Below are 26,001 nucleotides of genomic sequence, written 5' to 3' on the forward strand. Positions count from 1 at the left end.
CCCTGCACACGACACACAACCGGGCGCACCCGCGCCCGAGGAGGAAGCACCCATGACCATTGCGACCCTTGCCGGCACCGCAAGCAGTGAGCTATTGGCGGTACACGACATCGAAGTGATCTATGACGGCGCGATCCTTGCCGTGGCCGGAGTTTCCCTGCGGGTCGGGCAGGGCGACATCGTTGCGCTGCTGGGCGCCAACGGGGCCGGCAAGAGCACCACGCTCAAGGCCATTTCCGGGTTGGTCCAGGCTGACCGTGCGCACGTCAGCCGGGGCCGGATCACTTTCCAGGGGCAGGACACCGCCGGCGTTGCAGCCAATCTGCTGGCCCGCCAGGGCATCGTCCATGTGCTGGAGGGGCGCCATGTGTTCGCCCACCTGACCGTCGAGGACAACCTGCGCAGCGGCGGTTTCCTGCGCAAGCCGACGCGCCGACAGCTGGAGCAGGATCTGGAGCGCATCTACGCCTGGTTCCCACGCCTGAAGACCAAGCGCAAGACCCAGGCCGGGCTGACCTCAGGCGGCGAGCAGCAGATGCTCGCCATCGGCCGGGCATTGATGACCCGGCCTCGGCTGGTGTTGCTGGATGAACCTTCCATGGGGCTGGCGCCGATCCTTGTCGAGGAGATTTTCGCCATCGTCGCCCAGCTCAATGCCCAGGAGGGCATGAGCTTTCTGGTGGCCGAGCAGAACATCAACGTTGCCCTGCGCCATGCCACCTACGCCTACGTCCTGGAAAACGGTCGGGTGGTGGGTGAGGGCAGCGGTGCGGAGTTGGCGGCGCGGGAAGACATCCAGCATTTCTATCTGGGCGGCAAGGCCGGCTGACGGTCGAGTGTTCGGTGGGCAACAGTGAATCCGCAGTTTGCTGTTGCAGGGGCTTTTCCAGGCCTGCTGTCGGATCGCAATGCATTGAATACAAAGGGTTTAAAGGCTTGGTACGGAGTGTGCTCTGGCTTTGGGTGAACCCGTTACGCAAGGAGCAGCCCATGAGCCATTCACCGACCGTTGACCCGTCCCAGCCGGCCCGTCCAGGCCCTCGGCGCCCGGCCCATATCATTCGCAGCGACGCCGAGGCCATCGAGGTGGCGCAGCGTGTGGCCGAGGATTTCGCCCGGGAGGCCGCCTTGCGCGATCGTGAGCGACGGCTGCCCTGGGATGAACTGGAACGCTTCTCCGAAAGCGGCCTGTGGGCGATCAGCGTGCCGAAGGCCTACGGTGGTGCCGGGGTGTCCTATGTCACCCTCAGCGAGGTGATCGCCATCATTTCCGCCGCCGATTCATCCCTCGGCCAGCTACCGCAAAACCATTTCGGCGTCCTCAGCAATCTCGGCTTGACCGGCAGCGAAGAGCAGAAGCGGCGCTACTACGCGAAGGTGCTTGAGGGGGATCGCTTCGGCAACGCCTTTTCCGAAGCGCGAAGCCAATACGTCACGACCTTCCAGACGCAGATCCGCTTCGATGGCGACACGGCAGTACTCGACGGCGAGAAGGCCTACTGCACCGGCGCATTGTTCGCCCATATCGTGCCGGTGGCCGGGGTTGACGAGGTGGGGCATGTGCACATCGCCCTGGTGCCGCGCGATGCTGCCGGGTTGACCGTCATCGACAGTTGGGACGGTTTCGGCCAGCGCATCACCGCCAGCGGCCAGGTGCGTATCGACGGCGTGCGAGTGCCTGCCATCGACGTGGTGCCGGCCTGGAAGGCCTATGACCAACCCACTTCCGACGGTCCGATTTCGCAGATTATCCAAGCCGCCGTGGACACCGGAATTGCCCGTGGCGCCTTCGCCGAGACCCTGCGCGTCGCCCGCCAGGCGCGCCCCTGGGTCGACAGCGGCCTGCAGCACGGTTGGCAAGACCCGCTGGGCCAAGCGTTGATCGGTGAACTGGCCTGGCGCCTGCAAGCGGCCGAGGCGATTTTGCAGCGTGCGGCCCGAGCCGTCGACCGTGCCGTCGCCGAACCCAGCGAGGAACGAGTCGCCGAGGCTTCCGTAATCGTTGGCCAGGCCAAGGTGCTCTCTACCGAGATCGCCTTGGAGGCGTCCAGCCGTTTGCTGGAGCTGGGCGGCACGCGCAGCGTCTCGGCCAGCCAGGGCCTGGACCGGTTCTGGCGCAACGCGCGGACCCACACCCTGCACGACCCGGTGCGCTGGAAATATCACTTGGTCGGCAACCAGCTTCTCAACGACATCAAGCCGCAACGTCATTCCTGGAATTGAGGTATCGAGCATGTCCTATTCACATTCCCAAGGTCGTAGCGACCTCGCCCATGCCCGCCACGTCGAGGCGGCTCTGCTTGACTACCTGCGCGGGCAGAGCGCGCGACATGAGGCCCTGGTGGTCGCGGCAGTCGGCGACCTGCGCATCCGCATCGACGCCGCCGATGCTTTGCTCGAACGCGCCGACACGTCCCAATCGACCGCCATCGCCTTTCGCCTGGCCGCTGCGGAGGCGGCGCGCGTGGCCGGTCACGCGTACTTCGAGTTGGCCGGGCGCAGCTTGCCGCGGCCATTGCCGGACGCCGCCGAGCCGGCGTTGCTGACCCAGCGCCGGTTGCTGGGCGACCATTACCTCAACGGCGCGGCGTTGGCGGATGGGCAGGGAGGGCAGGCGTGAGCGGGTTTTGCGGTTGCTCGCCTTTGTGCCGGGTTGAATGATCCAAGTGCCGCTTCGGCTTGCTCAGTAGGGCTTTGCTTTACATGGAAGTCTCCAGCGCTCGCTCAAGGCAACGCCTCTTCAACCAGTTCGATCCAGTGCCGGACAGGGGTTCGGCCAGCGCCGTCGAGGTGGGATTGACAGCCGATATTGGCGGTGGCGATGACTTCCGGGTGTCCGCTTTCCAAGGCGTTGAGCTTGTTGTCGCGCAGTTGCCGGGAGAGTTCGGGTTGGGTCAGCGAGTAGGTGCCCGCCGAGCCGCAGCACAGGTGGCTGTCGGGCACCGGCGTGAGGTTGAATCCAAGCTGTCCCAGGATCGCTTCGACTGCGCCCCCGAGTCTTTGGGCGTGCTGCAACGTGCAGGGGCAGTGGAAAGCAAGGCGCTGGTCGCTGCGTACGCCGAGCTGATCCAACGGTTCGTCGCGCAGTACTTCAACCAGGTCCTTGGCCAGGGCGCTCACTTTTGCGGCCTTGGCGGCATACGCCGGATCGCTGCTGAGCAGGTGCCCGTAGTCCTTGATGAAGGCGCCGCAACCGCTGGCGGTTTGCACGATGGCTTCGGCGCCGCTTTCAATGGCCGGCCACCACGCGTCGATGTTGCGCCGGGCACGATCGAGGCCGGCGGCCTGGGCGTCCAGGTGATAGTCCACCGCCCCGCAACAACCGGCCTCGCGAATCGCGGTGACGCTGATGCCCAATCGATCCAGTACCCGTGCGGCGGCTGCGTTGGTGTTGGGTGAGAGGCTTGGTTGCACGCAGCCTTCGAGCATGAGCACTTGCCGGTCATGGCGGGTGGTCGGTCGTGGCTTTGCTGGGTGCACGTTGCGGGGCAGCTTGGCTTTCAGCGTGTCTGGCAGCAACGCGCGGAAAACCTGGCCGCCGCTCACCAATCCTTTGAACAGCCTGGGGTTGGGCACCACGCTGCGCAACCCCTCGCGCAACAGGCGTTGGCCGAGCGGGCGCGGGACTGCCGCATCGACCACCGCCCGGCCAATGTCCAGCAAGTTGTGATAATCGACGCCGGAGGGGCAGGTGGTTTCGCAGTTGCGGCACGACAGGCAGCGATCCAGGTGTTCCTGGGTGGCGCGGGTCACTTCGTTGCCTTCGAGCACCTGCTTGATCAGGTAGATGCGCCCCCTCGGACCATCCAGTTCATCGCCCAGCAATTGATAGGTCGGGCAGGTGGCATTGCAGAAACCGCAGTGCACGCAACTGCGCAGGATGCGTTCGGCTTCTTCGGCGCGGGGCAATTGGCGGGCGTATTCGCTCAAGGTGGTCTGCATGGTTCAAAGCTCCGCGTACAGGCGGCCGGGGTTGAAGAGGCCCCGTGGATCGAGTTGCTGCTTCAGGTTCCGGTGATAGCGCATCAATGCGTCGGGCAGCGGTTGGAAAGGGCTGTCGGCCAATCCAGGGGTATAGCAGGTCACATGCCCGCCGACTTGTTCGACGATCGAGCGGATGAAGGTCGCTTCGGCGTCGGATTTGAGCCAGCGCTGGGCGCCGCCCCAATCGATCAGTTGGACGCCGGGCAACGGCAAGCGAGGTGTGTTCGGCGGCAGGGAGAGGCGCCAGAGGGGCCGATCTTCATCGAAGAAGCTCAGCCGATGTTCGTTCAGGTCCTGCCAGTACGAAGCGTCCAGTCGCTCGCCGCCCAAACGGTCGTGGGCCGCGGCCACCGAGCCTTCGCCACCTTCAAGTCGCAGGTTCAGGCGCTGGCCATCGTGGCACGCGGCAGTGATCGGCAGCGGTTGCTGCCCCCATTCCGCCAGGCGCTGCAAGGCACGCTGGGCGTCCATCTCCAAGCTGATGCTCAAGGTCTGCCGTGGTTTTGGCAGGACCTTGAGGGACACTTCGGTCACCACGCCCAGCGAGCCGTAGCTGCCGGCCATCAAGCGCGACAGGTCGTAGCCGGCGACGTTTTTCATGACCTCGCCGCCGAAGCGCAAGTGCTTGCCGTGGCCAGTGATGACTCGTGTGCCGAGGATGAAATCGCGCACCGAGCCTGACCAGGGACGACGTGGCCCCGAGAGTCCGCAGGCAATCATGCCGCCCACCGTGGCATTTTCACCGAAGGCGGGCGGTTCGCAAGGCAGCATCTGCTGCGCCGCGTCGAGCACTTCGAACAACTCCGTCAACGGCGTACCGCCACGAGCGGTGATCACCAGTTCAGTCGGGTCGTAGCTGACAATGCCGCGGTGCGAGCGCGTGTCGAGTACTTCGCCCGCCACGCTGCGCCCCAGGAACGCCTTGCTGTTGGAACCCTGGATACGCAGCGGCGTGGCGTTTTCCAGGGCCTGGTTGACCTGCTCCAGCAGCGCGGCGCTGTCGTCGAAATCGTGTTCGCTGCCCATCAGAAACGCTCCAGTTCAGGGAAGGGCAGCTGACCCATGTGGACATGCATGGCGCCAAACTCGGCGCAGCGATGCAGCGTCGGAATATTCTTCCCTGGGTTGAGCAGCCCGCTCGGGTCGAACGCGGCCTTGACCGCATGGAACACGGTCAGCTCATCGCTGTTGAACTGCGCGCACATCTGGTTGATCTTCTCGCGGCCCACACCGTGCTCACCGGTAATGCTGCCGCCGACCTCCACGCACAATTCGAGGATCTTGCCGCCCAGGGCTTCGGCGCGATCGAGCTCGCCCGGCTGATTGGCATCGAACAGGATCAGCGGATGCATGTTGCCATCGCCAGCGTGGAAAACGTTGGCGACCCGCAGGCCGTACTCCGCCGATAACGCCGCGATAGCTTGCAGCACACCGGGCAGTTCCCGGCGGGGGATCGTCCCGTCCATGCAGTAATAATCCGGCGAAAGGCGGCCCACCGCAGGAAACGCGTTCTTGCGTCCGGCCCAGAAACGCACGCGTTCGGCCTCATCGCAAGCCTGGCGCACGTCGGTGGCGCCGGCCTGTTGCAACACCTGGCGCACGCGGTCGCAGTCGTCATGGACGTCGGCTTCCACGCCATCGAGTTCGCATAACAGAATGGCTTCGGCGTCCACCGGGTAGCCGGCGTGGATGAAGTCTTCGGCGGCGCGAATGGCCAGGTTGTCCATCATTTCCAGACCGCCCGGGATGATCCCGGCGGCAATGATGTCACCCACCGCCCGGCCAGCCTTTTCAACCGAATCGAAGGCCGCCAGCAGCACTTTGGCCGTTTGCGGCTTGGGCAACAGTTTGACCGTGACCTCGGTAATCACGCCGAGCATGCCTTCGGATCCGGTGAACAACGCCAACAGGTCGAACCCCGGTGAGTCGAGGGCCTGGGAACCCAGGGTAAGGTGTTCGCCATCGACGGTGAGGATGTCGACCTTGAGCAGGTTGTGCACGGTCAGCCCGTATTTGAGGCAATGCACGCCACCGGCGTTTTCCGCGACATTGCCGCCGATTGAACAGGCGATCTGCGAAGAGGGATCCGGCGCGTAGTACAAGCCGAACGGCGCGGCCGCCTGGGAAATCGCCAGGTTGCGCACGCCCGGCTGGACCCGGGCGGTGCGGGCGGCGGGGTCGATGTGAAGGATGTTGTTGAAGCGCGCCATCACCAGCAGCACGCCTTTCTCCAACGGCAGCGCACCGCCGGACAAACCGGTGCCCGCGCCACGGGCGACGACGGGCACCTGGCGCGCGTGGCAGAGGCGAAGCACGCCTTGGACTTCCTCGATGTGACGCGGCAGCACCACCAGCATGGGCGTGGTGCGGTAGGCGGAGAGCCCGTCGCATTCGTACGGTTTGAGCGCTTCGCGCTGATGGAGGATTTCCAGGTCGGGAAGCTGGGTTTGCAGGGCCTGGAGCAGTGCATTTTTGTCCACGTCAGGCAAGACGCCGTCGACGCGTTCATCGTAGAGAATGTTCATGGTTCGCAGGCGACCCTCAAGTTGTTTTTATTCGAGGTCTGTTCTGATACGGCTGACTTGCATCATTGGTCCGAGGCGTTCTACTGTCCATGTGTTGTTGGACTGGTCGAACCAGTTCTTCGACCCTGTTCTTTTTGGCTGTTTGAAAATTCAATGAAAAATCAGCGAGCTATCGCTGTGTTTGAAAACCTCTGGATCCGATGACAGAGCTGGTCATACCAGTTGGAGATTCGATGGAAAGCTTCGAGACGCGCCGTAACCCGCAAGTCGCCGACGTGGTCTGCGAGCGCATAGAACGCCTGATCGTCGATGGCGTGCTCAAGACCGGGCAGCTGTTGCCTTCGGAACGGCGACTGACGGAAAAGCTCGGTGTCTCCCGCACCGCGCTTCGCGAGGGACTGAAGCTGCTGCGCGCCCGCGGGATTATCAAGACTGAACAGGGCAAGGGGTCATTCGTGGCCGACTTGTCGGGGCATGGCTTGGCGTCGCCGCTGATGCACCTGTTCAGCTCGCAGCCACGCACGCTCTATGATCTGTTCGAGGTCCGCAGCCTGCTCGAAGGCGAGTCCGCGCGCCTGGCGGCCCTGCGCGGGACCGAGGCTGATTTCGTACTGATTACCCGCAGCTACGAGGCTATGCTCGACGCCCATAGCCGTCCCTTGGAGGCCAGCGTCCATGCCCGGCTCGACCATGCGTTTCACCTGGCGATCTGCGAGGCCTCGCACAATCCGGTGCTGGTGCAGACCTTGCGTTCGCTGACGGACTTGCTGCTCAGCTCAGTGTTCGCCTCGGTCAACAACCTCTACCACCGTGAGCCGCAAAAGCGCCAGATCGACCGCCAACACGCCCGGCTCTACAACGCCGTGACCGGGCGGCTGCCGGAGCAGGCGCGCAAGGCGGCCATCGCCCACATCCAGAGCATCTGCGAGAACCTCAGGGAAATCGAAAACGAAGAGCAACGCCTGGTGCGCGCCACGTTGCGGCTGGAGGGGTGGGCGTAGAGGTCAACCGTTGGGCAGGTGCCGACCTGGTTTCGGCTGAACGCTATCCTCTGTGGGAGCGAGCCTGCTCGCGAAGACGGCGGCACATTCAACATAGATGCAAGCTGATCCACTGTTTTCGCGAGCGTGCTCGCTCCCAGAAGGGATGGGTGGTGGACGCTGATCTTGATAACGACCCAAAAACCCATGTGGGAGCGAGCTTGCTCGCGAAGGCGGAGTGTCAGTCAAAAAGATGTAGCTGACCGGACGCCTTCGCGGGCAAGCCCGCTCCCACAGTTGTTTTGGGGTGGTTCCAAGGTTTGCGTACGCCACGGCGATCGTTGTGGGAGCAACTGTCCTGGATGGTTTGTTCCGTCGACCGCAGTTTCGGCTCAGTCGCTGCCTCCAGACCGAGCAAGCGCCTCCAGAACCTCAATCGCCCGCTGCGCATCTTCCCGACCCACGAAGATGTGGTCGTGGTAGTAGGCGGCGATGACGTTGCAACTGATGCCCGCGTTGCCCAAGGCTGTTGCGAAGGCGGCGGTCAACCCGACGGCATCCAGGGCGGAGTGCACGGTCAAGGTGATCCAGGCGGCGACGTAGTCGAAGTGCAGGCCCAGGGCCTGGGCCCTGTTGCGCTCGATGATGACGGTCAGGCCTTCCTTTTCCCGGAAACTGCCCAGTATTTCCTCGCCTTTGACGAGGTCCATGTCGGCGACGCAGCAGAAGACGTAATCCCCGTCGTTGAGCGTCGGGCTCATTGCGCTGAGCAATTTCGCAATCGATTTTTCGCCTGACATGTCGGTTCACCGTTCGATGGATAAGGGCATCTGCTGGCGAGTGTTGTCGAAACGGACACCGCCTGCAACTACCTGCCTCCCGGGACCGAAGGAAGCAGGAAACCAAGCACCTCGTCCATCAAAAGCCCTGGCACTTCCTCCGCGATGTAATGCCCCGACGGCAACGCTTTCCCTTGCACGTCGGTCGCGACTTTTTGCCATTCGCCAAGCGGATCGAAGCACCGGCCCACGACGCCGTCCGCTCCCCACAAGGCCAGCAACGGCGTTGAGAGTTTTCGCCCGGCTTGCCGGTCGCTCCGGTCGTGCTCCAGATCGATGCTGGCACTTGCCCGGTAATCCTCACACAGGCCATGAGCGGTGCCAGGGAGTGCCAGGCAGCGCAAGTACTCGGCAAATGCGGCGTCGGTGAAAGGCGCCATGCCAGCGCTGCGGGTGCCCATGACGCTGCGCAGGTAAAGCTCCGGATCAGCCTCGATGAGCGTTTCGGGAAACGGAGCTGGCCGGATCAGGAAGAACCAGTGCCAATAGGCTCGGGCGAACGCTTCGTTGGTTTGCTCATACATTGCCAGGGTCGGCGCGATATCCAGTGTGATCAAACGCTTCACTGCGTCCGGGTGGTCCATGGCCATGCGATGGGCGACGCGTGCGCCTCGGTCATGCGCCAGCACGTCAAATTTCACGAATCCCAGCGCGCGCATGAGCTCGAGTCCGTCTTGGGCCATTTCTCGCTTGGAGTAGGCGAGGTGCTCGGCGTCGCCTGCCGGTTTGTCGCTGTCACCGTAGCCACGAAGGTCCGCCGCGACCACGGTGAAATGCTCCGCCAAGGGTTCGGCGATCTTGTGCCACATGACGTGAGTCTGGGGATGCCCGTGGAGCAGCAGCAGGCCTTGGCCGCTCCCACCTTTGCGGTAGCTGACGGTGATGCCATTGACTTGGCATCGGCCCGATTCAAATGAGGCGAACATCGCTTGGTTCTCCTGCTGATGGTTGCGCTCATTGTAGGGCGCGCGCTCGCGGGTGCTAAGGCCCGGCGTGTGACGGCTTTCTTCACGAATCGTGCGCAACCTGACTCACCTCTGGCACAGCTGTCGCGGCAAATGCGACAACTGTCGCACGGCTGCACGATCCGCGAAACGAGCCGAAGACCCCGTAAAACGGGGCTTGCAAAGCTTTTCCAAACGGTGGCATGGGGGTTGCTCCTCTCCTGGTGCGCAGCGCAATGGCTTCGCTACTAATAAGAACCAGGAGTCCTCCCATGACACAGATTGGCCTCGCCGTGCCTACTGCTTCTCGGAACGCGCCCCTTCGCGTTCCTCTCAAGACGCTATTTGTCGTGCTGGCGCTTACCTTCCATACCGTCCCGGGCTGGGCGCAGGACCTGCCGGCGAATGTCGACGGCAAGCGCATCATCGCCGCCGACCAGGAACCCGGTAACTGGATGAGTACCGGCCGCACCTACGACGAGCAACGCTACAGCCCGTTGAAGAAGATCAGCGACCAGAACGTCGGCCAGTTGGGGCTCGCCTGGAGCTACAAGTTGGACCTGGATCGCGGTGTCGAGGCCACGCCCATCGTGGTCGATGGCGTCATGTACACGACCGGTCCGTTCTCGGTGGTCTACGCCTTGGATGCGCGCGACGGCAAGTTGATCTGGAAGTATGACCCCAAGTCCGACCGCAACCGCGCCGGTGAGGCTTGTTGCGACGCGGTCAACCGGGGCGTCGCGGTGTGGAAGGGCAAGGTTTACGTGGGTGTGCTCGATGGTCGTCTTGAAGCCATCGACGCCAAGACCGGCCAGCGCGCCTGGTCGGTGGACACCCGGGCCGATCATTCGCGCAGCTACACCATCACCGGGGCCCCGCGATTGGTCAATGGCAAAGTCGTGATCGGCAACGGCGGCGCCGAGTTCGGCGTACGCGGTTATGTCACCGCCTACGACGCGGAGACCGGCAAGCAGGCCTGGCGCTTCTTCACGGTGCCGGGTGATCCCAAGTTGCCGCCGGAAGACAAGGCCATGGCCATCGCCGCCAAGACTTGGCACGGCGACGCCTATGTGGCCCAGGGCGGTGGCGGCACGGCCTGGGATTCCTTTGCGTTCGACCCGGACTTGAACCTGCTGTACATCGGTGTGGGCAATGGATCGTTGTGGGACCCGAAATGGCGGAGCCAGGCCAAGGGCGACAACCTGTTCCTGTCGTCCATCGTCGCGGTCAACGCCGATACGGGCGAGTACGCCTGGCACTACCAGACCACGCCGGGGGACGCCTGGGACTACACCGCCACCCAGCACATGATCCTCGCGGAACTGCCGATCGATGGAAAGCCGCGCAAGGTGCTGATGCAGGCGCCGAAGAACGGTTTTTTCTACGTGATCGACCGCGCCACGGGTGAGCTGTTGTCGGCCAAGGGCATCGTGCCGCAGAGCTGGACCAAAGGCATGGACATGAAGACGGGCCGGCCCATCGTCGATGACGAGAATGCCGCGTACTGGAAGGATGGCAAGCGCAAATTGGTCACGCCCGCGTTCTGGGGCGCCCATGACTGGCAGCCGATGTCCTACAACCCGAACACCGGCCTGGTGTATATCCCGGCGCACATCATGTCCGCCTACTACGAGCACATTCCCGAGGCGCCGAAGCGCAACCCGTTCAAGAGCATGTACCAACTGGGCCTGCGCACCGGGATGATGCCGGAGGACGCCGATGGGCTGTTGGAAATGGCCAAGGGCTGGTCGGGCAAGCTGATCGCCTGGGACCCGGTCAAGCAACAACCGGCCTGGGAAGTGCCCTATGTGACGATCTTCAACGGCGGCACCTTGAGCACCGCTCGGCAACCTGGTGTTCGAGGGCAGCGCCGACGGCCGGGTGATTGCCTATGCCGCCGATAGTGGCAAGAAACTCTGGGAGCAGCCGGCGGCCAGCGGTGTGATGGCGGCGCCGATTACCTACAGCGTGGACGGTGAGCAGTACGTGACGTTCATGGCCGGATGGGGCGGCGCCTTCTCGACCTTTGCCGGTGCCTTGTCCTTGCGCGCCGGGGTCCGGCCGTTCTCCCAGGTGTTGACCTACAAGCTGGGCGGCACGGCGAAACTCAACGAGCCGGCACCGCTCGCCGACACCCCGAAACCGCCGCCCCTGACCGGCGACCTGGCCGCAGTGGACGCCGGCGCCAAGCTCTACGACGGCTATTGCTCCCAATGCCACGGCATTCATGCAGTCAGCGGCGGCGTGCTGCCGGACTTGCGCAAGCTGACGGCGGAAAAACACCAGATGTTCCTCGGCATTCTCTACGGCGGTCGAGTCCCGGATGGCATGCCGTCCTTCGCCGACGCCTTCACGCCGGAACAGGTGGAGCAGATCCATCAATACCTGATCAAGCGCGCCCACGACCTGCAGCAGGAAGGCGGGGTCTGGAAAACCTTCACCGCCAAATGAATGCACCTGCATCGTTCTGAAACTGACCGCGAGAGCAAGCACATGACCGAGATCATCAATTACCAGAACTTCATCGCCAACGCCTTCATTCCCAGCGACCCAAGCATTGAGGTGCACAACCCGGCCAACGGCGCTTTACTGGCGCGGGTGCCCGAAGCCAGCGGCGAGCAAGTCGAAGCGGCGATTGCCGCAGCGCGCAAGGCGCAAAAAAGCTGGGCCGCCCGCCCGGCCATCGAGCGCGCCGGCTACCTGCGCAAAATCGCCAGCAAAGTGCGCGACAACGCCGAACGACTCGCCCATATCATCACCGCCGAGCAAGGCAAAGTGCTGGGATTGGCGCGGGTGGAAGTCAACTTCACCGCCGATTACCTGGACTACATGGCCGAGTGGGCACGGCGCCTTGAGGGCGAGGTGCTGACCAGCGACCGCGCTGGCGAAAGCATCTTTCTGCTGCGCAAGCCCCTGGGTGTGGTGGCCGGTATCCTGCCGTGGAATTTTCCGTTCTTCCTGATCGCTCGCAAGATGGCGCCGGCGCTGGTGGCCGGTAATACCATTGTGATCAAGCCCAGCGAAGAAACGCCCATCAACTGCTTCGAGTTTGCCCGCCTGGTGGCCGAGACCGACCTGCCGGCCGGGGTGTTCAATGTCGTCAGCGGCACGGGGGCGACCGTGGGGCATAACCTGACCCGCCATGCCGGCATCGACTTGATCAGCTTCACCGGCAGCGTCGGCACCGGCTCGCGGATCATGGCCGCGGCGGCGCCGAACATCACCAAGCTCAACCTGGAACTCGGCGGCAAGGCGCCGGCCATCGTGCTGGCGGACGCCGACCTGGACCTCGCGGTCAAGGCGATCACGGCTTCGCGGGTGATCAACACCGGGCAAGTCTGCAACTGCGCCGAGCGGGTGTATGTCGAGCGCAAGGTCGCCGATCAGTTCATCGAGCAGATCGCCGCCGCGATGGCCGCGACCCGCTACGGCGACCCGTTGGCCGAGGACAATCTGGACATGGGGCCGCTGATCAACCAGGCGGCGCTGGACAAGGTTGCGCGGATGGTCACCATTGCCAAGGAGCAGGGGGCTGAAGTGGTCACGGGCGGCGCGGTGGCCGACAAGGGCCAGGGCTTCCATTACCAGCCGACGGTGCTGGCTGGGTGTGGTGGCGAGATGGCGATCATGCGCCAGGAGATCTTCGGCCCGGTGCTGCCGATCCAGATTGTCGAAGGCCTGGACGAAGCCATCGCCCTGGCCAATGACAGCGAGTACGGCCTGACGTCATCGATCTACACCCGCAGCCTGAGTGCCGCCATGCGCGCGAGCAACGAGCTGGATTTCGGCGAAACCTACATCAATCGAGAGAACTTCGAAGCGATGCAGGGCTTCCATGCCGGGGCGCGCAAGTCCGGCATTGGCGGCGCGGACGGCAAGCACGGCTTGTATGAGTACACCCATACCCACGTGGTTTACATCCAAGTGTGATCTGGCGAGAAAAATGCCGGCACCCGCAAGGGCGCCGGCATTTTTCTGGGCGTATCAGAACTGGTCGTTGGGCGCGACGACGCCATGCTTTTTCATCTTGCGGTACAGCGTGGAGCGGGAGATGCCCAGGTCGGTAGCGGCGGCACTGATGTTCCAGCGATGCTGGCGCAGGGTTGCCAGCAGGCGACGGGACTCTTCGTCGCCCAGCTGTTCGCCCAAGCTGACGGCCAACGGTGTGGTGCTGGCGGACAGTGACAGGCGCTGTGGCGCCAGCACTTCGCTGGGCAAGCAGTCCAGGTCGATAACGCCGTTTTCAGCCAGGGCCACCGCGTAGCGCAGGCTATTGAGGAGTTGGCGGATATTGCCGGGCCAGTGGTAGTCGAGCAGGCACTGACGGGCATCCGCTTTCAGTCGTAGCGCGCGGGTTTCGTCCTGTGCCGCGAGCAGTTGCTCGATCAGCGCGGCGCGGTCACCGCGTTCGCGCAAGGCGGGCAGCGCCAGGTTCATGCCGGCGAGCCGATAGAACAGATCTTCGCGAAAGCGCTTCTCGCCGATCATCGTGGGCAGGTCCTGGTGAGTCGCCGAGATCACCTGGATGTCCAGCGCCACCGGCACTTCAGCCCCCAGCGGCGCGATTTCCCGCTCCGCCAGCACCCTTAGCAAGCGGGTTTGCAAATGGGCGGGCATGTCGCCAATTTCATCGAGAAACAGCGTGCCGCCATTCGCCAGTTCCAACTTGCCCTTCATGCCTTTTCGGTTCGCGCCGGTAAAGCTGCCGGCGCGATAGCCGAACAGCTCGCTCTCGATCAGGGTCTCCGGAATGGCTGCGCAATTGAGTGCGACGAAAGGCCCAGCGCGACGAAGGCTGGCGTGGTGGATCGCGCGGGCAAAGGCTTCCTTGCCGGTGCCGGTCTCGCCGGTAATCAAAATCGGGATGCCTTTGTCGATCACCTTGCGCACCCGGTGGACGCTCTGTTGCAGTTGGGGGTCGAGGCCGGCGAGTTGTTGCAGGTCCGGGTGTGCGTCAGGGGCAGGGCGGGCGACGGGGCGGGGGCGGTGCTGTTGAGACGGGATCCGCAGGCCGACCTCCAGCAACGCCTCATCCCGCAGACCACGCAAACGCACGCCTTGGGCGCCACCGTTGGTGAGTTTGAGCAGCTCGTCCACCGTGGTTGGCAGCAGGCGATCGATGACGGTGCCCAGCAGTGCTGGACCCTCAGCCAAGTCCAGGGCGACAAAGGCGGCACGGTTGGCGCCGATGATGCGACCGCTTTCATCAAGCGCCAGTAACTGTTCGTTGGCCAGGTCGGCGATTTCATCAAGGGGCTTGAGGGACAAGGTCAAGCGGTCGCGGTAGCTCTGGCGGAAATGTGCATTTTCGATCAGGCGCGCATACATGATCACCAGTTGCAGCGTCAGGTATTGGCTTTCCCGAGGGCCCGCGCTGTTCATGCAGGTCGCGTTCAGGCAGCCGCGCAGCAGGCCCTGGGCATCGAAAATGGGCGCTACCGAACAGCTCAGGCCGAAATTGGACGCCAGGAAATGCTCCTCCCGATGAATGATCAATGGCTGCGCGGCAGCCAGCGTTGTGCCAATGCCATTGGTGCCCACCACCGATTCCTCCCACTGCGCACCCACCACCAGCCCTGATTGCGTATAGATGTCGGGCTGGTCGGGTAGCCGGGAGTCCAGGGTGATGCCGCGCTCGTCGCTCAGCAGCACGGCAAAGCCGGCGGGCACCACGCGCCGGGCCAGACCGCTGACGCCCTGGCTGGCGATGGAAAGATACTGCTGGTGTTGTTCCTGATGACGCCGGATATCCTCGGCGCTGAGGATGTTCTTGCGGCTCGCCGCACCGGGATCGAGCCGGTGCTCCACGACGCTGCGGTACCAGGACTGGGCGATGACGCCATCGGGCTTCAGGCCGCGTCCGGAAAAATGGTCGTTGACGAAGGCCGCCAGTTCACTGGGGATCGGCTGCGCGCTGTGCAGGGTCATGAAAGGCTCCCATCGGGCGTGACGCCCGCGCAGGGCTTTCACGGCAATCTTGTTATTAGGCTCTGTACGAAATGTATCCGCACTCACCCATACTGCGTTGAAACGGGGCTCGGAATGCTCATGTACTCCCGCTTCCTCGCCCCGTTTCGCCTTGTCTGGCTTTCGCGCGAACACATTTCGTACAGACCCTAGGGGATGGTCTGCGTTGCAGATATCTACCATAGACGCTGGCGCGCAAGTTTTCACCGTTGGATTGCAGGTCCGGATCCCGCTTCGTCACTTCCTCAAAAATACTTTCAACGCCCGAACGATGTCGCAGGTCGATTGATCCGCGATGCGCCCTGGCACCTGGTCAAACATATGGGGCGCGCCAGGATAGACGTGAAGCTCCAGGGCGACCCCAGCGCGAGACAGCCTCATCGCAAAATCGACGTCTTCCTCGAGAAACAGATCTTGCGCACCGACCGCGATGAACGTCGGCGGCAGGTTGCAAAGGTCTGGTTGCAGGGCCGGTGAAAACAGGCCGACACGATCATCGTCCAGGGCGTAGCCACCGCGCAGGCACTGCCAGCAGAACTGATTGGGCTCCGGCAGCCAACTGAACGTGGCTGTTTTCCTGCTCGGGTAGGGGGATTGCGCTGAGCCTGTGCGGTGATCGAGCATCGGGTAGATGAGCACCTGGCCGGCCAGCGAAAACCGGCCTTTGTCGCGCGCCATGATGGCCAATGCGGCGGCAAGCGCGCCACCGGCGCTATGGCCCATGATTGCAACGCGCCGGGAATCCAGGCCCAGGTCCTGACTGTTTTCGAACAGCCAGGCGAGGGCGCTGTAACAGTCGTCGAGGGGTGCAGGAAAAGGATGTTCGGGCGCCAGTCGATAATCCACCGCAACGATGAGGGCCCCCAACTCGTCGGCCAGGTCCGCCAGGAGGTCATCGGCCATCTCGGGCTTTCCGAGTACGAAGCCACCGCCATGGATGGACAGGATCGCCGGAAGCTTCGCATCTGGCGCGAGGCCTTTCGGCCGGTAGAGGCACAGGCGCAAATGCTCGGCATCGGCGCCAGGAATCCAGCACACTTCACATCGCACGTGGTGCTCGGGTTTGAAGGTCGAATGAACTCGGGCGCGGATGGCCGGCAGCGTGCTCAGCGACCATTGTTCCGCACCCGAGGCCACAAGACTGCTGAACCCGGGATCGAGCCATTCATCAGGCATCAGGTTTCGCTCCCTTTTGCTTGGAGCTGCCGGGTACCTATCGCCGGTACCCGGCGCTTGCCGTTAAAGCCAGGCTTTGATTTGCGCGCAAACGGCCTGGGTGGAAATGCCGTAGCGATCATGCAGCGTCGGCAGCGCGCCCGCGTCGAGGAAGGCGTCTGGCAACGCGATTTGCCTGAATGTCGGGGTCACGCCATTGCGCAGCAGGACCCCGGCAACCGCTTCGCCCAGCCCGCCGATGATGGAGCTGTTTTCCGCGGTCACCACCAGTCGCCCTGGCTTTCTGGCCTCGGCGAGCAGGGTGTGTTCGTCCAGCGGCTTGATGGTCGGCATGTGCAGGACCGCGACATCGACGCCGTCGGCCTGCAGTTGCTTGGCGGCTTCCAAGGCACGCATCGTCATCAACCCGGTGGAAATGATCAGGACATCATTGCCGGTACGCAGGGTCTTGGCCTTGCCGATCTCGAACGTGTAGCCATATTCGTCCAGCACCAAGGGCACGTTACCGCGCAGCAAACGCATGTAGACCGGGCCTTGGTGGGCGGCGATGGCCGGTACGGCCTGCTCGATTTCCAACGCGTCACAGGGGTCGACGATCATCAGGTTGGGCATGGCGCGGAAGATCGCCAGGTCGTCCGTAGCCTGGTGGCTCGGACCGTAACCGGTGGTGAGGCCTGGCAAGCCACAGACAATCTTGACGTTGAGGTTTTCCTCGGCGATCGCCATGCAAATGAAGTCGTAGGCCCGACGGGAAGCGAACACCGCGTAGGTCGTGGCAAACGGCACGAAACCTTCCCGGGCCATGCCCGCCGCGGCGCTCATCAGCAACTGCTCGGCCATGCCCATCTGGTAGAAACGATCCGGATGGGCCTTGGCGAAGATGTGCAAGTCGGTGTATTTGGACAGGTCGGCGGACAGGCCGACGATGTCCGGGCGCTGGTCCGCCAATGCGGCCAGCGCATGGCCGAATGGTGCTGTTTTCGTCGCCTGTCCTTCGGCGGCAATCGAGGCGATCATCGCTGAGGTGGTCAAGCGTTTCTTGCCCGGCTGGCCCATCGCATTCGGTGTGTTGGCGGCGTTGCTCATGAGTGTTTTCCTTCTTCAAGGTTGTTCAGCGCCAGGTCCCACTCGTGTTCTTCGACGCGGATGAAATGGGTCTTCTCGCGGTTTTCCAGGAACGGCACACCCTTGCCCATGCGTGTATCGCAGATGATCACCCGGGGCTGGCTGGAAGGGTGGTTACGCGCCGCATCGAATGCCGTCACCAGGGCATCCAGGTCGTTGCCGTCGACGCGTTGAGTGAACCAGCCAAAGGCTTGCCAGCGGTCAACGATCGGCTCGAACGAAAGGATTTCGCTGGAGTAGCCATCGGCCTGCTGGTTGTTGACGTCGACGATGGCAATCAGGTTGTCGAGCTTCCAGTGCGACGCCGACATCACGGCTTCCCAGGTCGAGCCTTCGTTCAATTCACCGTCCGACAGCAGGTTGTAGATGAAGGCGGGCGAGCCTTTGCGCTTCAGGCCCAGGCAGGCACCTACGGCGATGCCCAGGCCTTGGCCGAGGGAGCCTCCGGTGATTTCCATGCCCGGCGTGTACGTCGCCATGCCCGACATGGGCAGCCGGCTGTCGTCCGCGCCATAGGTTTCCAGCTCATCGAGGGGAACGATCCGGGCCTCGATCAAGGCCGCGTACAACGCGATCGCGTAATGGCCGATGGAGAGATAGAAGCGATCACGTTGCTCCCACTCAGGGTCTTCAGGCCGATGATTCATAGCGTGGAAGTACGCGACTGCCAGCAGGTCGGCGGCGCCCAGGGCTTGGCCGACGTAGCCTTGTCCCTGGACCTGACCCATGCGCAGCGCATGACGACGGATATTGTGGGCGCGGTCGGCCAGGGACGTGGATGAAGCGGATGAAAGCGAGCGAGTCATGGTGGAACTCCGGTGACTTAACGATTGACCAGGGCGGCGGGAATGCGCAGCACCAGCAAGGCGCCGCCCAGCAGTACGCCGGTGATCAGGTACATGCCGATGGCGCTGGAACCGGTCTGCGTGGTGATCCAGCCAATCAGGTAGGGCGAGCAGAAGCCGGCAAGGTTGGCGAAGCTGTTGACCGCCGCGATGCCTGCGGCGGCGGATACCCCGCCGAGCAAGGTCGTGGGCAGCATCCAGAACATCGAGGACGCAGAGAGGATGCCGGACGCCGCCAGGCACAGGCTCAGGATGGACAGCAGGATGTTGCCCCCCAGCAGTGCGGCGAGCGTCAGCCCGATGGCACCGGCGATCATCGGTGCGATCAGGTGCCAGCGCCGCTCGCGATGCTTATCGCCGCTGCGACCGATCAACAACATGGCCGTAATGGCGCAGAGGTAGGGCAGGCTGGTCAGGAAACCGATGTGCAGCGGATCGGAAACCCCGGCGTTGCGCACCAGCGTCGGCAGCCAGAAGGTGATGGCGTACTGGCCCATGACCACGCAGAAATAAATCCCGGCCAGCAGCCACAGGCGGCGGTCACGGACGAACTCGCCCACCGAGGCATGGGTGACCTTCTGCTGGTTGTCCTCGGCCAGTTCACGGCTGACCAGGGCCTTCTCTTCATCGTCCAGCCAATGGGCCTGATGCACGCCGTCTTTGAGATAACTCAGCACCAACAGCCCGACGACAACGGTGGGAATGGCTTCGAGCACGAACATCCACTGCCATCCGGCCCAGCCGTGCACGCCGGCGAAATGGTTCATGATCCAGCCGGAGAGCGGGCCGCCCACCATGCCCGACAAGGGGATGGCGATGAACCAGAGCACGGTCATGCGCGCACGCCGATAGGACGGGAACCAGTAGGTGAGATAAAGCAGCAATCCGGGGGCCAGTCCTGCTTCGGCGACCCCGAGCAAAAAACGCAGGGCATAGAACTGCCAGGCAGTTTCGACGAAGGCGAACAGCGCGGAAATGATGCCCCAGGTGATCATGATCCGCGCGATCCAGACGCGAGCGCCGACCTTGTGCAAGATGACGTTGCTGGGGACTTCGCAGAGGAAATAGCCGATGAAAAACATGCCCGCGCCGAGCCCGTAGACGGTTTCGCTGAGCGCCAGGTCGTTCATCATTTGCAGCTTGGCGAAACCGACGTTGACCCGATCCAGATAGGCGCACAAATAGCACAGCATCAGGAAAGGCATCAGCCGCCAGGCCGTTTTCCGGTAGGCATTGGAACGCACGGTCGAAACCGCTTCGAGCGACAAAGTAGTCATGATGGCCTGATCTCTTGTTTTTATTGACCGCCAGGCAAACAGCCCGGCTGGGGTCTTCGATCCAGAACCGCACGGGCCGCGATGGCCCGCCCAGATGCATCAGTGAATCAGCATGCCGCCGTTCACATCCAGGGTGATGCCTGTCAGGTAAGACGATAAATCGCTGGCCAGGAACAGGGCGGCGTTGGCGACATCCTGCGCCGCACCCAGGCGACCCAACGGAATGCCGTCGATGATCGCGTGCCGACGCTCATCCTGCATGAGGCCGCCGGTGATGTCGGTGTGGATCAAGCCCGGGGCAATGGAGTTGACCCGCACCTTGTCCGGACCCAACTCGCGCGCCATTGCCTTGGCGAGGCCCAATACGCCGGCCTTGGCGGCGCTATAATGCGGCCCACCAAAGATGCCGCCGCCCCGTTGGGCCGACACCGAAGACATGCAGACGATGCTGCCGCCTTGCTGTTCGCGCATCAGCGGGATCACCGCCTGCGACATGAGCAGGGTGCCGCGCAGGCTGACGTCCAGCACTTTGTCGTAGTCCGATGGGCGGATATCGAGGGTCTTGAGGGGTTGGGTGATGCCGGCGTTGTTGACGAGGATGTCGATTCGGCCGAAATGTTCGACGACCTGGGCGACGGCCCGTTGGACCTGCGATTCATCGGCAACGTTGGCCGCAAGGCCGAGATGGCCTTCGCCCAGGGCGCTGGCGGCATCGCGTGCGGCAGATTCATCCAGGTCGAGAATCACGACGCGGGCGCCGTGCTGTGCGAATGTCGTAGCGGTGGCGCGGCCAATGCCACGGGCGGATGCGGCGCCGGTAATGATCGCGACTTTGCCTTGCAGAAGCATGGAGGGATACCTCGGATTGTTTTTATTGGGTCGATTTGGAAAAAACCGATGACTCAGCTTCTGCTTTGCCTCCCGGCTGAGCAATGCCGTAAAAATCATTCAGCGCTGAAAAAAATTCAGCACTCGGTTGCTTGCGGATGGAAGCTTTCACGGCGAAGCTCAACAATCATTAGAACTATTGTCGAGTGATCTGCCATGCGTACCGACACCGATGCCCCCTTGATTCTTCCACCGCTGAAAGCAATTCAGGCTTTTGAGCAAACGGCCCGGTTCAGCAACGTCGCCAGGGCTGCGGAAGTGTTGGACCTGACGCCCTCTGCGGTCAGTCATCAACTGGCGAAACTCGAAGCCATGATTGGCCGGCAATTGTTCGTCCGCGCCGCTCGAGGGGTAACGCTGACGCCGGTGGGCGAGCAATACCTCAAGGAAGTCTCTGGGGTGCTCCATAGCCTGGCGGTCGCCACCGAGCGCGCGGCCAGCGACGTGAGCCTGGACTGTTTGCGCCTGCACTCGGCGCCCAGCTTCGGGTTGTTGTGGTTGATGCCGAGACTGGAGGCTTTTCGAGCGTCCAACCCGGATATTCAGATCAATCTGTCGTGTTCCTACGAATCGCTGCATTTCAGTCGAGACAAGATCGACGTGGATATCCGCCACGGCACTGCAAACTGGCCCAGTTACGAAGTCCGCACCGTGCAGAACGAAACCTTCGCGGTGCTCGCTTCGCCGAAACTGCTCGCGCAATGCCCGATCCGCAGCGCGTCCGACCTGTTGGATTGCGACCTGGTGCTTTCCGAAGCCACCTTACTCAAATGGCCGCAATGGTTCGCTCAACATGGCCTGGCGCGCCCGGAGAAACCTTACGCCTTGAGCTTCGACCGGTCATACATGTCGCTGGAAGCAGCCAGCCATGGGTTGGGGTTTGCCTTGGAAAGCACGTTGCTGGCGAAGAAATACCTGGCGGCCGGCAGCCTGGTCGAGGTGGCGCCAGAAGCGCTCAGCGCCCCCGTGGCTGCCCACCACCTGGTGTTTCCCAAGGCGCACTCGAGTTTCCCTCGCGTCCGGCGTTTCCTGGAATGGATGGAAAGTGAGTTGGGGCAGGGCTTCGCGTATTGACTGTCGGGAGCAGTTTCGGGCAATGACAGCGTCGTCTCAATGCCCTTGATTGTTCCTGATCAGGTCATAGGCCCGGCGCACCAGCGGGTTGACGGTATTGGGCCGGATCCACAGGTGATAGGTCACATCCGGCAGCCGTGGCAAGCCATCGTTCTCACCCAGCACGCGCATGTCCGGGCCGAGCATTTCCATGCTGCGGGGCGTGACGCCCAGGCCGGCGCGGGTGGCGGCCTTGATGCCGATCAGGTTCGAGGCCAGGTAGGCCTGGCGCCATGGGATATTCGCGCGTTCGAGCGCTTCCAGGGCATAGCGCCGATAGATGCTCGGCTCATCCACCAGGATCAACGGCAGGGGTTCGCCGGGATTATGGAGATACTGCGCCGAACAGATCCACCACACCGGCGAGGTGCGCAACGCGAAGCCTTCCAGGTTCGGGTCCTGGCGTGTCGAGATGATCATGTCGACCTTGCCCCGGTGCAGGTCATCCATCAGGAACGGGCTGCGCCCAACGTCGATTTCAAGGCGCAGGCGCGGAGCCGAGCGGGCGATGTGGCTGAGAATCGGCGGCAGGATGGTGTCGGCGATGTCGTGGGGCGAGCCGATGCGCAACACGCCGCTCAGGCTGCTTTCACGCAGGGAATTGAGCGCATCGTCGTTGAGCGAAAGCATTTGTCGTGCGTGCCGTAGCAGTTGCTGGCCCGCTTCGGTGAGCTGCTTGTGCCTGCCGCGTTTTTCGAACAGCGTGACCCCGACCTGCTGTTCCAGGCGTTGCATGTGCTGGGTCACCGACGATTGCGTACGGGCCAGTTGGGCGCCTGCTTCGGCAAAGCTGTGGTGATCGACCACGGCAATGAAGGTGCGCAGTAATTCGAGATCCAAGGTCGACATGGTCACCGCTTCACATCAAGGCTGAAAACCTAAACATTACAGATTTTTATGTGTTTGGTGGGCCGCTCTCGCTCGATATGCTCTGCGACCCCAGGAAACCGTGGTTATTCGTTTTTCGTTTGGAGACCAAACCTGACGAGTTATAACGATATTAGATATTTGAATTTCCGTTGGCTCCGGGCGCTACCTAGGATGCCCACTCATCAGGCCGGGGGACGCCGGCCATCCATGAGGGGAATTCCATGTCACTTGAGCGCTCATCCGTAAAACGCTTGTTGCCTGTCCTGCTGGGCGCCTTGGTCTCGTTGTCGACCGTCCACCTTGCCCATGCCGATGCCACGCTGGACAAGATCGAGCAACGCCACGCGTTGGTAGTGGGCGTGTTGTTGTCCGGTGGCCCGTTCGGCGGAATCGATCCTGCTACCCAGAAACCTCGCGGCTTCAACGTCGATCTCGCCCAGGAACTGGGTCGGCAACTCGGCGCCGAGGTGCAGTTGGTGCCGGTACTGCCCGCCAACCGCGTGCAGTTCTTGCAGCAGGGCAAGGTCGACCTGCTGATTGCCAACATGGAATGGACCGCCGAGCGCGGTGAAATCCTCGGCTTCGTGCCCACGCCGTTCTACCGCGTCGGCGGTACTGCGGCAGTGCTCAAGGACAGCAAGATCAGCCGCTGGGAAGACTTGAAGAATCAACCGGTATGCACCTCCCAGGGCAGCAGCTACATCAAGCCGCTCACCGAGCTGGGCGTCGAGATCAAGGCCTTCAAGAGTTCCTCGGAGTCGCTCCTGGCACTGCGGGGCAACAACTGCGTCGCCGCGGTGCATGACGCCACGCTGATCAATCCGTTGGTTGCCGAGAACCCCGAGTGGCAGGGCTACCGCGCCCTGAGTCCGGAGCTGAACCCGGCGCCCTCGGTGGTCTGGACGCGCAAAGGTGAAAGCGATACCCAGGCCAGGCTCGACCCGATCATCCAGCAGTTGCACCGCAGCGGCTGGCTGATCGAGGCCCAGACCCGTCATCGCATCACCCCGGCGTCACCGGCCTTGGTGGAGTTGCAGAAACAGTTCCAGGCCAACGGCGCCTGAGATCGTCGTGCCTGCGTCTCTCTCGACCCATCCCGACGCTCAAGGTAATCGCCCATGACTCATTGGCTGGAGGCGTTCGTTCATTGGAGCGCCGGGTTTGGCCTCAACTACAACTTCCTGGTTGATGCCTATCAGCGCGGCACGTTGGAGCAGGGCGCGTTGACCACGCTGCTGCTGTGCCTGCTGACCATCGTCGGCAGCTTGCTGGCGGGCGTCGGCCTGGCGGCCATGTTGACCTCTGGCAAGCCCTGGCTGGCAGGACCTGCCCGGGTGTTTGTCGAAGTGACCCGCAATACGCCGACCTTGGTGCAACTGTATTGCGCGTTCCTCGTGCTGAACATGCTGCTGACCCAAGCCGTCGGCGCGGCCAACCCGCTGACACCTTTTGCCTGGGTAGTGATCGTCATCTCGCTGCACAAGGGCGCGTTCCACGCCGAGGCACTGCGGGCCGGCATCGAAGCCGTGCCCACGGTGACGATGGAGGCGGCCAGTTCGCTGGCGTTCAACAACCGCCAATTGTTGTGGAGCGTGCAACTGCCACTGGCCCTGCGTTTCGCCTTGCCGGCGCTGATCAATAACCTGATCGACCTGGTGAAGATGACTGCCGTGGCCTCGGCCATTGCCGTGGGTGACATCACCTACGCGGCGATCATGATCTGGACCCAGAGCGATAACGTGCTGGAACTGATGATCCTGATCCTGGGTTTTTTCGGCCTGCTGAGTTTCACCGTCAATTGCGTCGGGCGCTGGCTCGAAGCGCGCCTGAGGATGCCCGGCTATGGCCATTGATTCTTCCGTCGTTTTGCCCCGCGCCTGGCCGCGTCGCCATATCGGCAAGTTGCTGCTGGGGATGGGCGCGCTGTGCGGGCTGGTGTACTTCGCGCAGCACAGTCCGGTGCTCAAGGCGTTGCTGCAGTGGTCTCCCGCCTTGGCCGCCGGGTTCGGCCAGAACATTCTGATCAGCCTGCTGGCCATCGGGTCGGGCTCCGTGGCGGGGCTGCTGGTCGGTGCCATGGTCCTGTCGCCCCTGCGCCTGCTGCGCTGGCCGGCGCGGCTCTGGGTGCAGGTCTTCCGCAACGCGCCCTGGCTGGTGCTGATCTATTTCACCACCTATGTGTTCCCGTTCGAGATTCGTATCGGCAGCACCTATGTCGCGTTTCCCGACTGGGTCAAGGTCACCCTCGGCCTGGCCTTGCCAGCCAGCGCCAATGTCGCGGAAATCTTCCGTGGCGCCATCGCCTCGATCCCCAGCACCCAATGGGAGGCGGCACGGTCCCTGGCATTCAGCCGTGGGCAGATTTTCCGCTCGATCATCCTGCCGCAGTGCTTCAAGCGCATGTTGCCGCCGTGGATGAACCTCTACGCAGTGATCACCATGGGCACTGCGCTGGCCTCCCTGGTGGGTGTGCACGACGTGATCGACACCGCGCAGATCGCCAGCAACACCGTGAACCAGACCGGCTTCACCGTGGTGATCTACCTGAGCCTGCTGGTGCTGTTCTTTGCCTATTGCTACCCGATTTCCCGCCTCACCCAATACTTGGAGCGACGTTATGCCTTCGACTGAAACCGTCGCAGAACCCCTGGTCAGCCTGCGCGACCTGCACCTTTCGTTCGGCGGCAACCCGGTGCTCAAGGGCATTGACCTGGACGTGCGCCGTGGCGAGGCCGTGTCGATCATCGGCCCGTCGGGCTCGGGCAAGTCGACCATCCTGCGGTGCATCACCGGCCTGTTGCAGCCTCAAAAGGGCAGCATTCGCGTCGGCGCCACCGAGGTCCACACCCTGGCCCATGAGGCCCAGCGCATCGAGCTGCGCAAGCGCGTGGGGTTCGTGTTCCAGCAGTACAACCTGTTCCCGCATCTGTCGGTGCTGGAGAACCTGGTGATCGCGCCGCGCAAGGTGCTGGGCCGCCACCGGGCCGACGCCGAGAAGGACGCCCGTGCCTTGCTTGCCAAGGTGCGCATGGAACACAAGGCCGATGCCTACCCGGGGCAGCTCTCCGGCGGCCAGCAACAACGGGTGGCGATCGCCCGTGCACTGGCGATGCGTCCGGAGCTGATTCTGTTCGATGAAGTGACCTCGGCCCTGGATCCGGAAACCGTCGGTGAGGTACTGGCGGTGATCCGCGAGCTGACGGAAGAGGGCATGACTTGCGTGTTGGTGACCCACGAGATGCGCTTCGCCGAGGAGATCAGCGACGTCGTCTATTTCACCGAGAACGGCGTGATCGTCGAGCACGGCAGCGCCGCCCGGATTTTCCAGCGGCCTACCAGCGAGCGCACTCGGGAGTTTTTGCGCCATGCCTTGGGTGACCCAGGGCGGCGACCGCCCATCGGCGCTGATCCTTATCTGCTGACCAACCTGAGCCGCTACAGCCTGTCCGTCTGACTTTCCGTTAAACA

General features: G+C 63.1%; 23 protein-coding genes and 1 pseudogene. 11 read left to right on the forward strand and 13 right to left on the reverse strand.

Annotated features, from left to right (window positions below):
• The first annotated feature begins 52 nt into the window (after positions 1-52).
• From AB4N42_RS15320 to AB4N42_RS15330, 3 genes are all read left to right on the forward strand, one after another.
• Positions 53-829, forward strand: coding sequence for an ABC transporter ATP-binding protein (locus AB4N42_RS15320; protein WP_198795809.1), 777 nt, complete (start codon positions 53-55; stop codon positions 827-829).
• A 161-nt stretch (positions 830-990) separates the two neighbouring features.
• Positions 991-2,223 carry an SfnB family sulfur acquisition oxidoreductase gene (locus AB4N42_RS15325; protein ID WP_217859737.1) on the forward strand — a complete coding sequence of 411 codons (1,233 nt, stop codon included), beginning with the start codon at positions 991-993 and terminating at the stop codon, positions 2,221-2,223.
• Between the two features lie 10 nt (positions 2,224-2,233).
• Positions 2,234-2,620 (forward strand): hypothetical protein, encoded by a 387-nt coding sequence (locus AB4N42_RS15330; RefSeq protein WP_030141729.1) that lies wholly within the window; start codon positions 2,234-2,236, stop codon positions 2,618-2,620.
• 104 nt (positions 2,621-2,724) lie between these two features.
• On the opposite strand, the gene glcF is transcribed toward AB4N42_RS15330, so the two are convergent.
• Genes glcF through glcD form a run of 3 tightly spaced genes read right to left on the reverse strand, consistent with a single transcriptional unit; the run spans position 2,725 to position 6,509 of the window.
• Positions 2,725-3,942, reverse strand: a complete 1,218-nt coding sequence (glcF, locus tag AB4N42_RS15335; protein WP_460114920.1) for a glycolate oxidase subunit GlcF — start codon at positions 3,940-3,942, stop codon at positions 2,725-2,727.
• 3 nt (positions 3,943-3,945) lie between these two features.
• Positions 3,946-5,010, reverse strand: a complete 1,065-nt coding sequence (gene glcE, locus AB4N42_RS15340; protein ID WP_030141727.1) for a glycolate oxidase subunit GlcE — start codon at positions 5,008-5,010, stop codon at positions 3,946-3,948.
• Positions 5,010-6,509 carry a glycolate oxidase subunit GlcD gene (glcD, locus tag AB4N42_RS15345; RefSeq protein ID WP_431145269.1) on the reverse strand — a complete coding sequence of 500 codons (1,500 nt, stop codon included), beginning with the start codon at positions 6,507-6,509 and terminating at the stop codon, positions 5,010-5,012. The genes glcE and glcD overlap by 1 nt, the downstream gene beginning before the upstream one ends.
• A 233-nt stretch (positions 6,510-6,742) precedes the next feature.
• On the opposite strand from glcD, the gene glcC reads away from it, so the two are divergent.
• Entirely contained in the window at positions 6,743-7,510 is a 768-nt protein-coding gene (glcC, locus tag AB4N42_RS15350) for a transcriptional regulator GlcC (protein ID WP_198795814.1), read from the forward strand.
• Between the two features lie 371 nt (positions 7,511-7,881).
• Here the strand turns inward: glcC and AB4N42_RS15355 are convergent, their stop codons facing one another.
• Both AB4N42_RS15355 and AB4N42_RS15360 read right to left on the reverse strand, forming a co-directional pair.
• On the reverse strand, positions 7,882-8,289 hold the full coding sequence (locus tag AB4N42_RS15355; protein WP_030141724.1) for an ACT domain-containing protein: 408 nt from the start codon (positions 8,287-8,289) through the stop codon (positions 7,882-7,884).
• Positions 8,290-8,357: 68 nt separating this feature from the next.
• Positions 8,358-9,254, reverse strand: a complete 897-nt coding sequence (locus AB4N42_RS15360; protein WP_198795816.1) for an alpha/beta fold hydrolase — start codon at positions 9,252-9,254, stop codon at positions 8,358-8,360.
• A gap of 290 nt (positions 9,255-9,544) precedes the next feature.
• Between AB4N42_RS15360 and AB4N42_RS15365 the strand changes: the two are divergent.
• Both AB4N42_RS15365 and aldA read left to right on the forward strand, forming a co-directional pair.
• Positions 9,545-11,723 (forward strand): annotated as a pseudogene (locus AB4N42_RS15365) (PQQ-dependent dehydrogenase, methanol/ethanol family).
• Between the two features lie 42 nt (positions 11,724-11,765).
• A complete protein-coding gene (aldA, locus tag AB4N42_RS15370; RefSeq protein WP_460114921.1) occupies positions 11,766-13,202 on the forward strand; it encodes an aldehyde dehydrogenase in 1,437 nt (478 codons plus the stop codon).
• Positions 13,203-13,256: 54 nt separating this feature from the next.
• Here aldA and AB4N42_RS15375 read toward each other — a convergent pair whose 3' ends face one another.
• The 7 genes from AB4N42_RS15375 to AB4N42_RS15405 all read right to left on the reverse strand — a co-directional run bounded on the left by AB4N42_RS15375 (position 13,257) and on the right by AB4N42_RS15405 (position 20,662).
• A complete protein-coding gene (locus AB4N42_RS15375) occupies positions 13,257-15,200 on the reverse strand; it encodes a sigma-54-dependent Fis family transcriptional regulator (RefSeq protein ID WP_460114922.1) in 1,944 nt (647 codons plus the stop codon).
• 276 nt (positions 15,201-15,476) lie between these two features.
• Positions 15,477-16,418: an alpha/beta hydrolase gene (locus AB4N42_RS15380; RefSeq protein ID WP_460116396.1), complete on the reverse strand. Its 942-nt coding sequence runs from the start codon at positions 16,416-16,418 to the stop codon at positions 15,477-15,479.
• A gap of 60 nt (positions 16,419-16,478) precedes the next feature.
• Positions 16,479-17,501, reverse strand: coding sequence for a transketolase family protein (locus tag AB4N42_RS15385; protein WP_030141717.1), 1,023 nt, complete (start codon positions 17,499-17,501; stop codon positions 16,479-16,481).
• Complete coding sequence (locus tag AB4N42_RS15390; RefSeq protein WP_030141716.1) at positions 17,498-18,346, reverse strand: transketolase; 849 nt, start codon at positions 18,344-18,346, stop codon at positions 17,498-17,500. Before AB4N42_RS15390 ends, AB4N42_RS15385 begins: the two co-directional genes overlap by 4 nt.
• Before the next feature lie 17 nt (positions 18,347-18,363).
• Positions 18,364-19,662 (reverse strand): MFS transporter, encoded by a 1,299-nt coding sequence (locus tag AB4N42_RS15395; RefSeq protein ID WP_460114923.1) that lies wholly within the window; start codon positions 19,660-19,662, stop codon positions 18,364-18,366.
• Between the two features lie 99 nt (positions 19,663-19,761).
• Positions 19,762-20,511: an SDR family NAD(P)-dependent oxidoreductase gene (locus AB4N42_RS15400; protein ID WP_030141714.1), complete on the reverse strand. Its 750-nt coding sequence runs from the start codon at positions 20,509-20,511 to the stop codon at positions 19,762-19,764.
• Positions 20,512-20,533: 22 nt separating this feature from the next.
• Positions 20,534-20,662: a hypothetical protein gene (locus AB4N42_RS15405; protein ID WP_264081977.1), complete on the reverse strand. Its 129-nt coding sequence runs from the start codon at positions 20,660-20,662 to the stop codon at positions 20,534-20,536.
• Positions 20,663-20,706: 44 nt separating this feature from the next.
• Between AB4N42_RS15405 and AB4N42_RS15410 the strand changes: the two genes are divergently transcribed.
• Positions 20,707-21,624 carry a LysR substrate-binding domain-containing protein gene (locus AB4N42_RS15410; RefSeq protein WP_030141713.1) on the forward strand — a complete coding sequence of 306 codons (918 nt, stop codon included), beginning with the start codon at positions 20,707-20,709 and terminating at the stop codon, positions 21,622-21,624.
• Between the two features lie 36 nt (positions 21,625-21,660).
• Here the strand turns inward: AB4N42_RS15410 and AB4N42_RS15415 are convergent, their stop codons facing one another.
• Positions 21,661-22,512 (reverse strand): LysR substrate-binding domain-containing protein, encoded by an 852-nt coding sequence (locus AB4N42_RS15415; protein ID WP_198795821.1) that lies wholly within the window; start codon positions 22,510-22,512, stop codon positions 21,661-21,663.
• A 242-nt stretch (positions 22,513-22,754) separates the two neighbouring features.
• Between AB4N42_RS15415 and AB4N42_RS15420 the strand changes: the two genes are divergently transcribed.
• From AB4N42_RS15420 to AB4N42_RS15435, 4 genes are read left to right on the forward strand one after another with little or no spacing between them, the layout of a single operon-like run.
• Positions 22,755-23,597, forward strand: coding sequence for a transporter substrate-binding domain-containing protein (locus AB4N42_RS15420; protein ID WP_030141711.1), 843 nt, complete (start codon positions 22,755-22,757; stop codon positions 23,595-23,597).
• Between the two features lie 54 nt (positions 23,598-23,651).
• Complete coding sequence (locus tag AB4N42_RS15425; protein WP_198795823.1) at positions 23,652-24,386, forward strand: amino acid ABC transporter permease; 735 nt, start codon at positions 23,652-23,654, stop codon at positions 24,384-24,386.
• Complete coding sequence (locus AB4N42_RS15430; RefSeq protein ID WP_030141709.1) at positions 24,376-25,164, forward strand: amino acid ABC transporter permease; 789 nt, start codon at positions 24,376-24,378, stop codon at positions 25,162-25,164. Before AB4N42_RS15425 ends, AB4N42_RS15430 begins: the two co-directional genes overlap by 11 nt.
• Positions 25,151-25,987 carry an amino acid ABC transporter ATP-binding protein gene (locus tag AB4N42_RS15435; protein WP_030141708.1) on the forward strand — a complete coding sequence of 279 codons (837 nt, stop codon included), beginning with the start codon at positions 25,151-25,153 and terminating at the stop codon, positions 25,985-25,987. The genes AB4N42_RS15430 and AB4N42_RS15435 overlap by 14 nt, the downstream gene beginning before the upstream one ends.
• Positions 25,988-26,001 lie beyond the last annotated feature (14 nt).

The organism is Pseudomonas sp. H2_D02 (genome assembly GCF_054677635.1).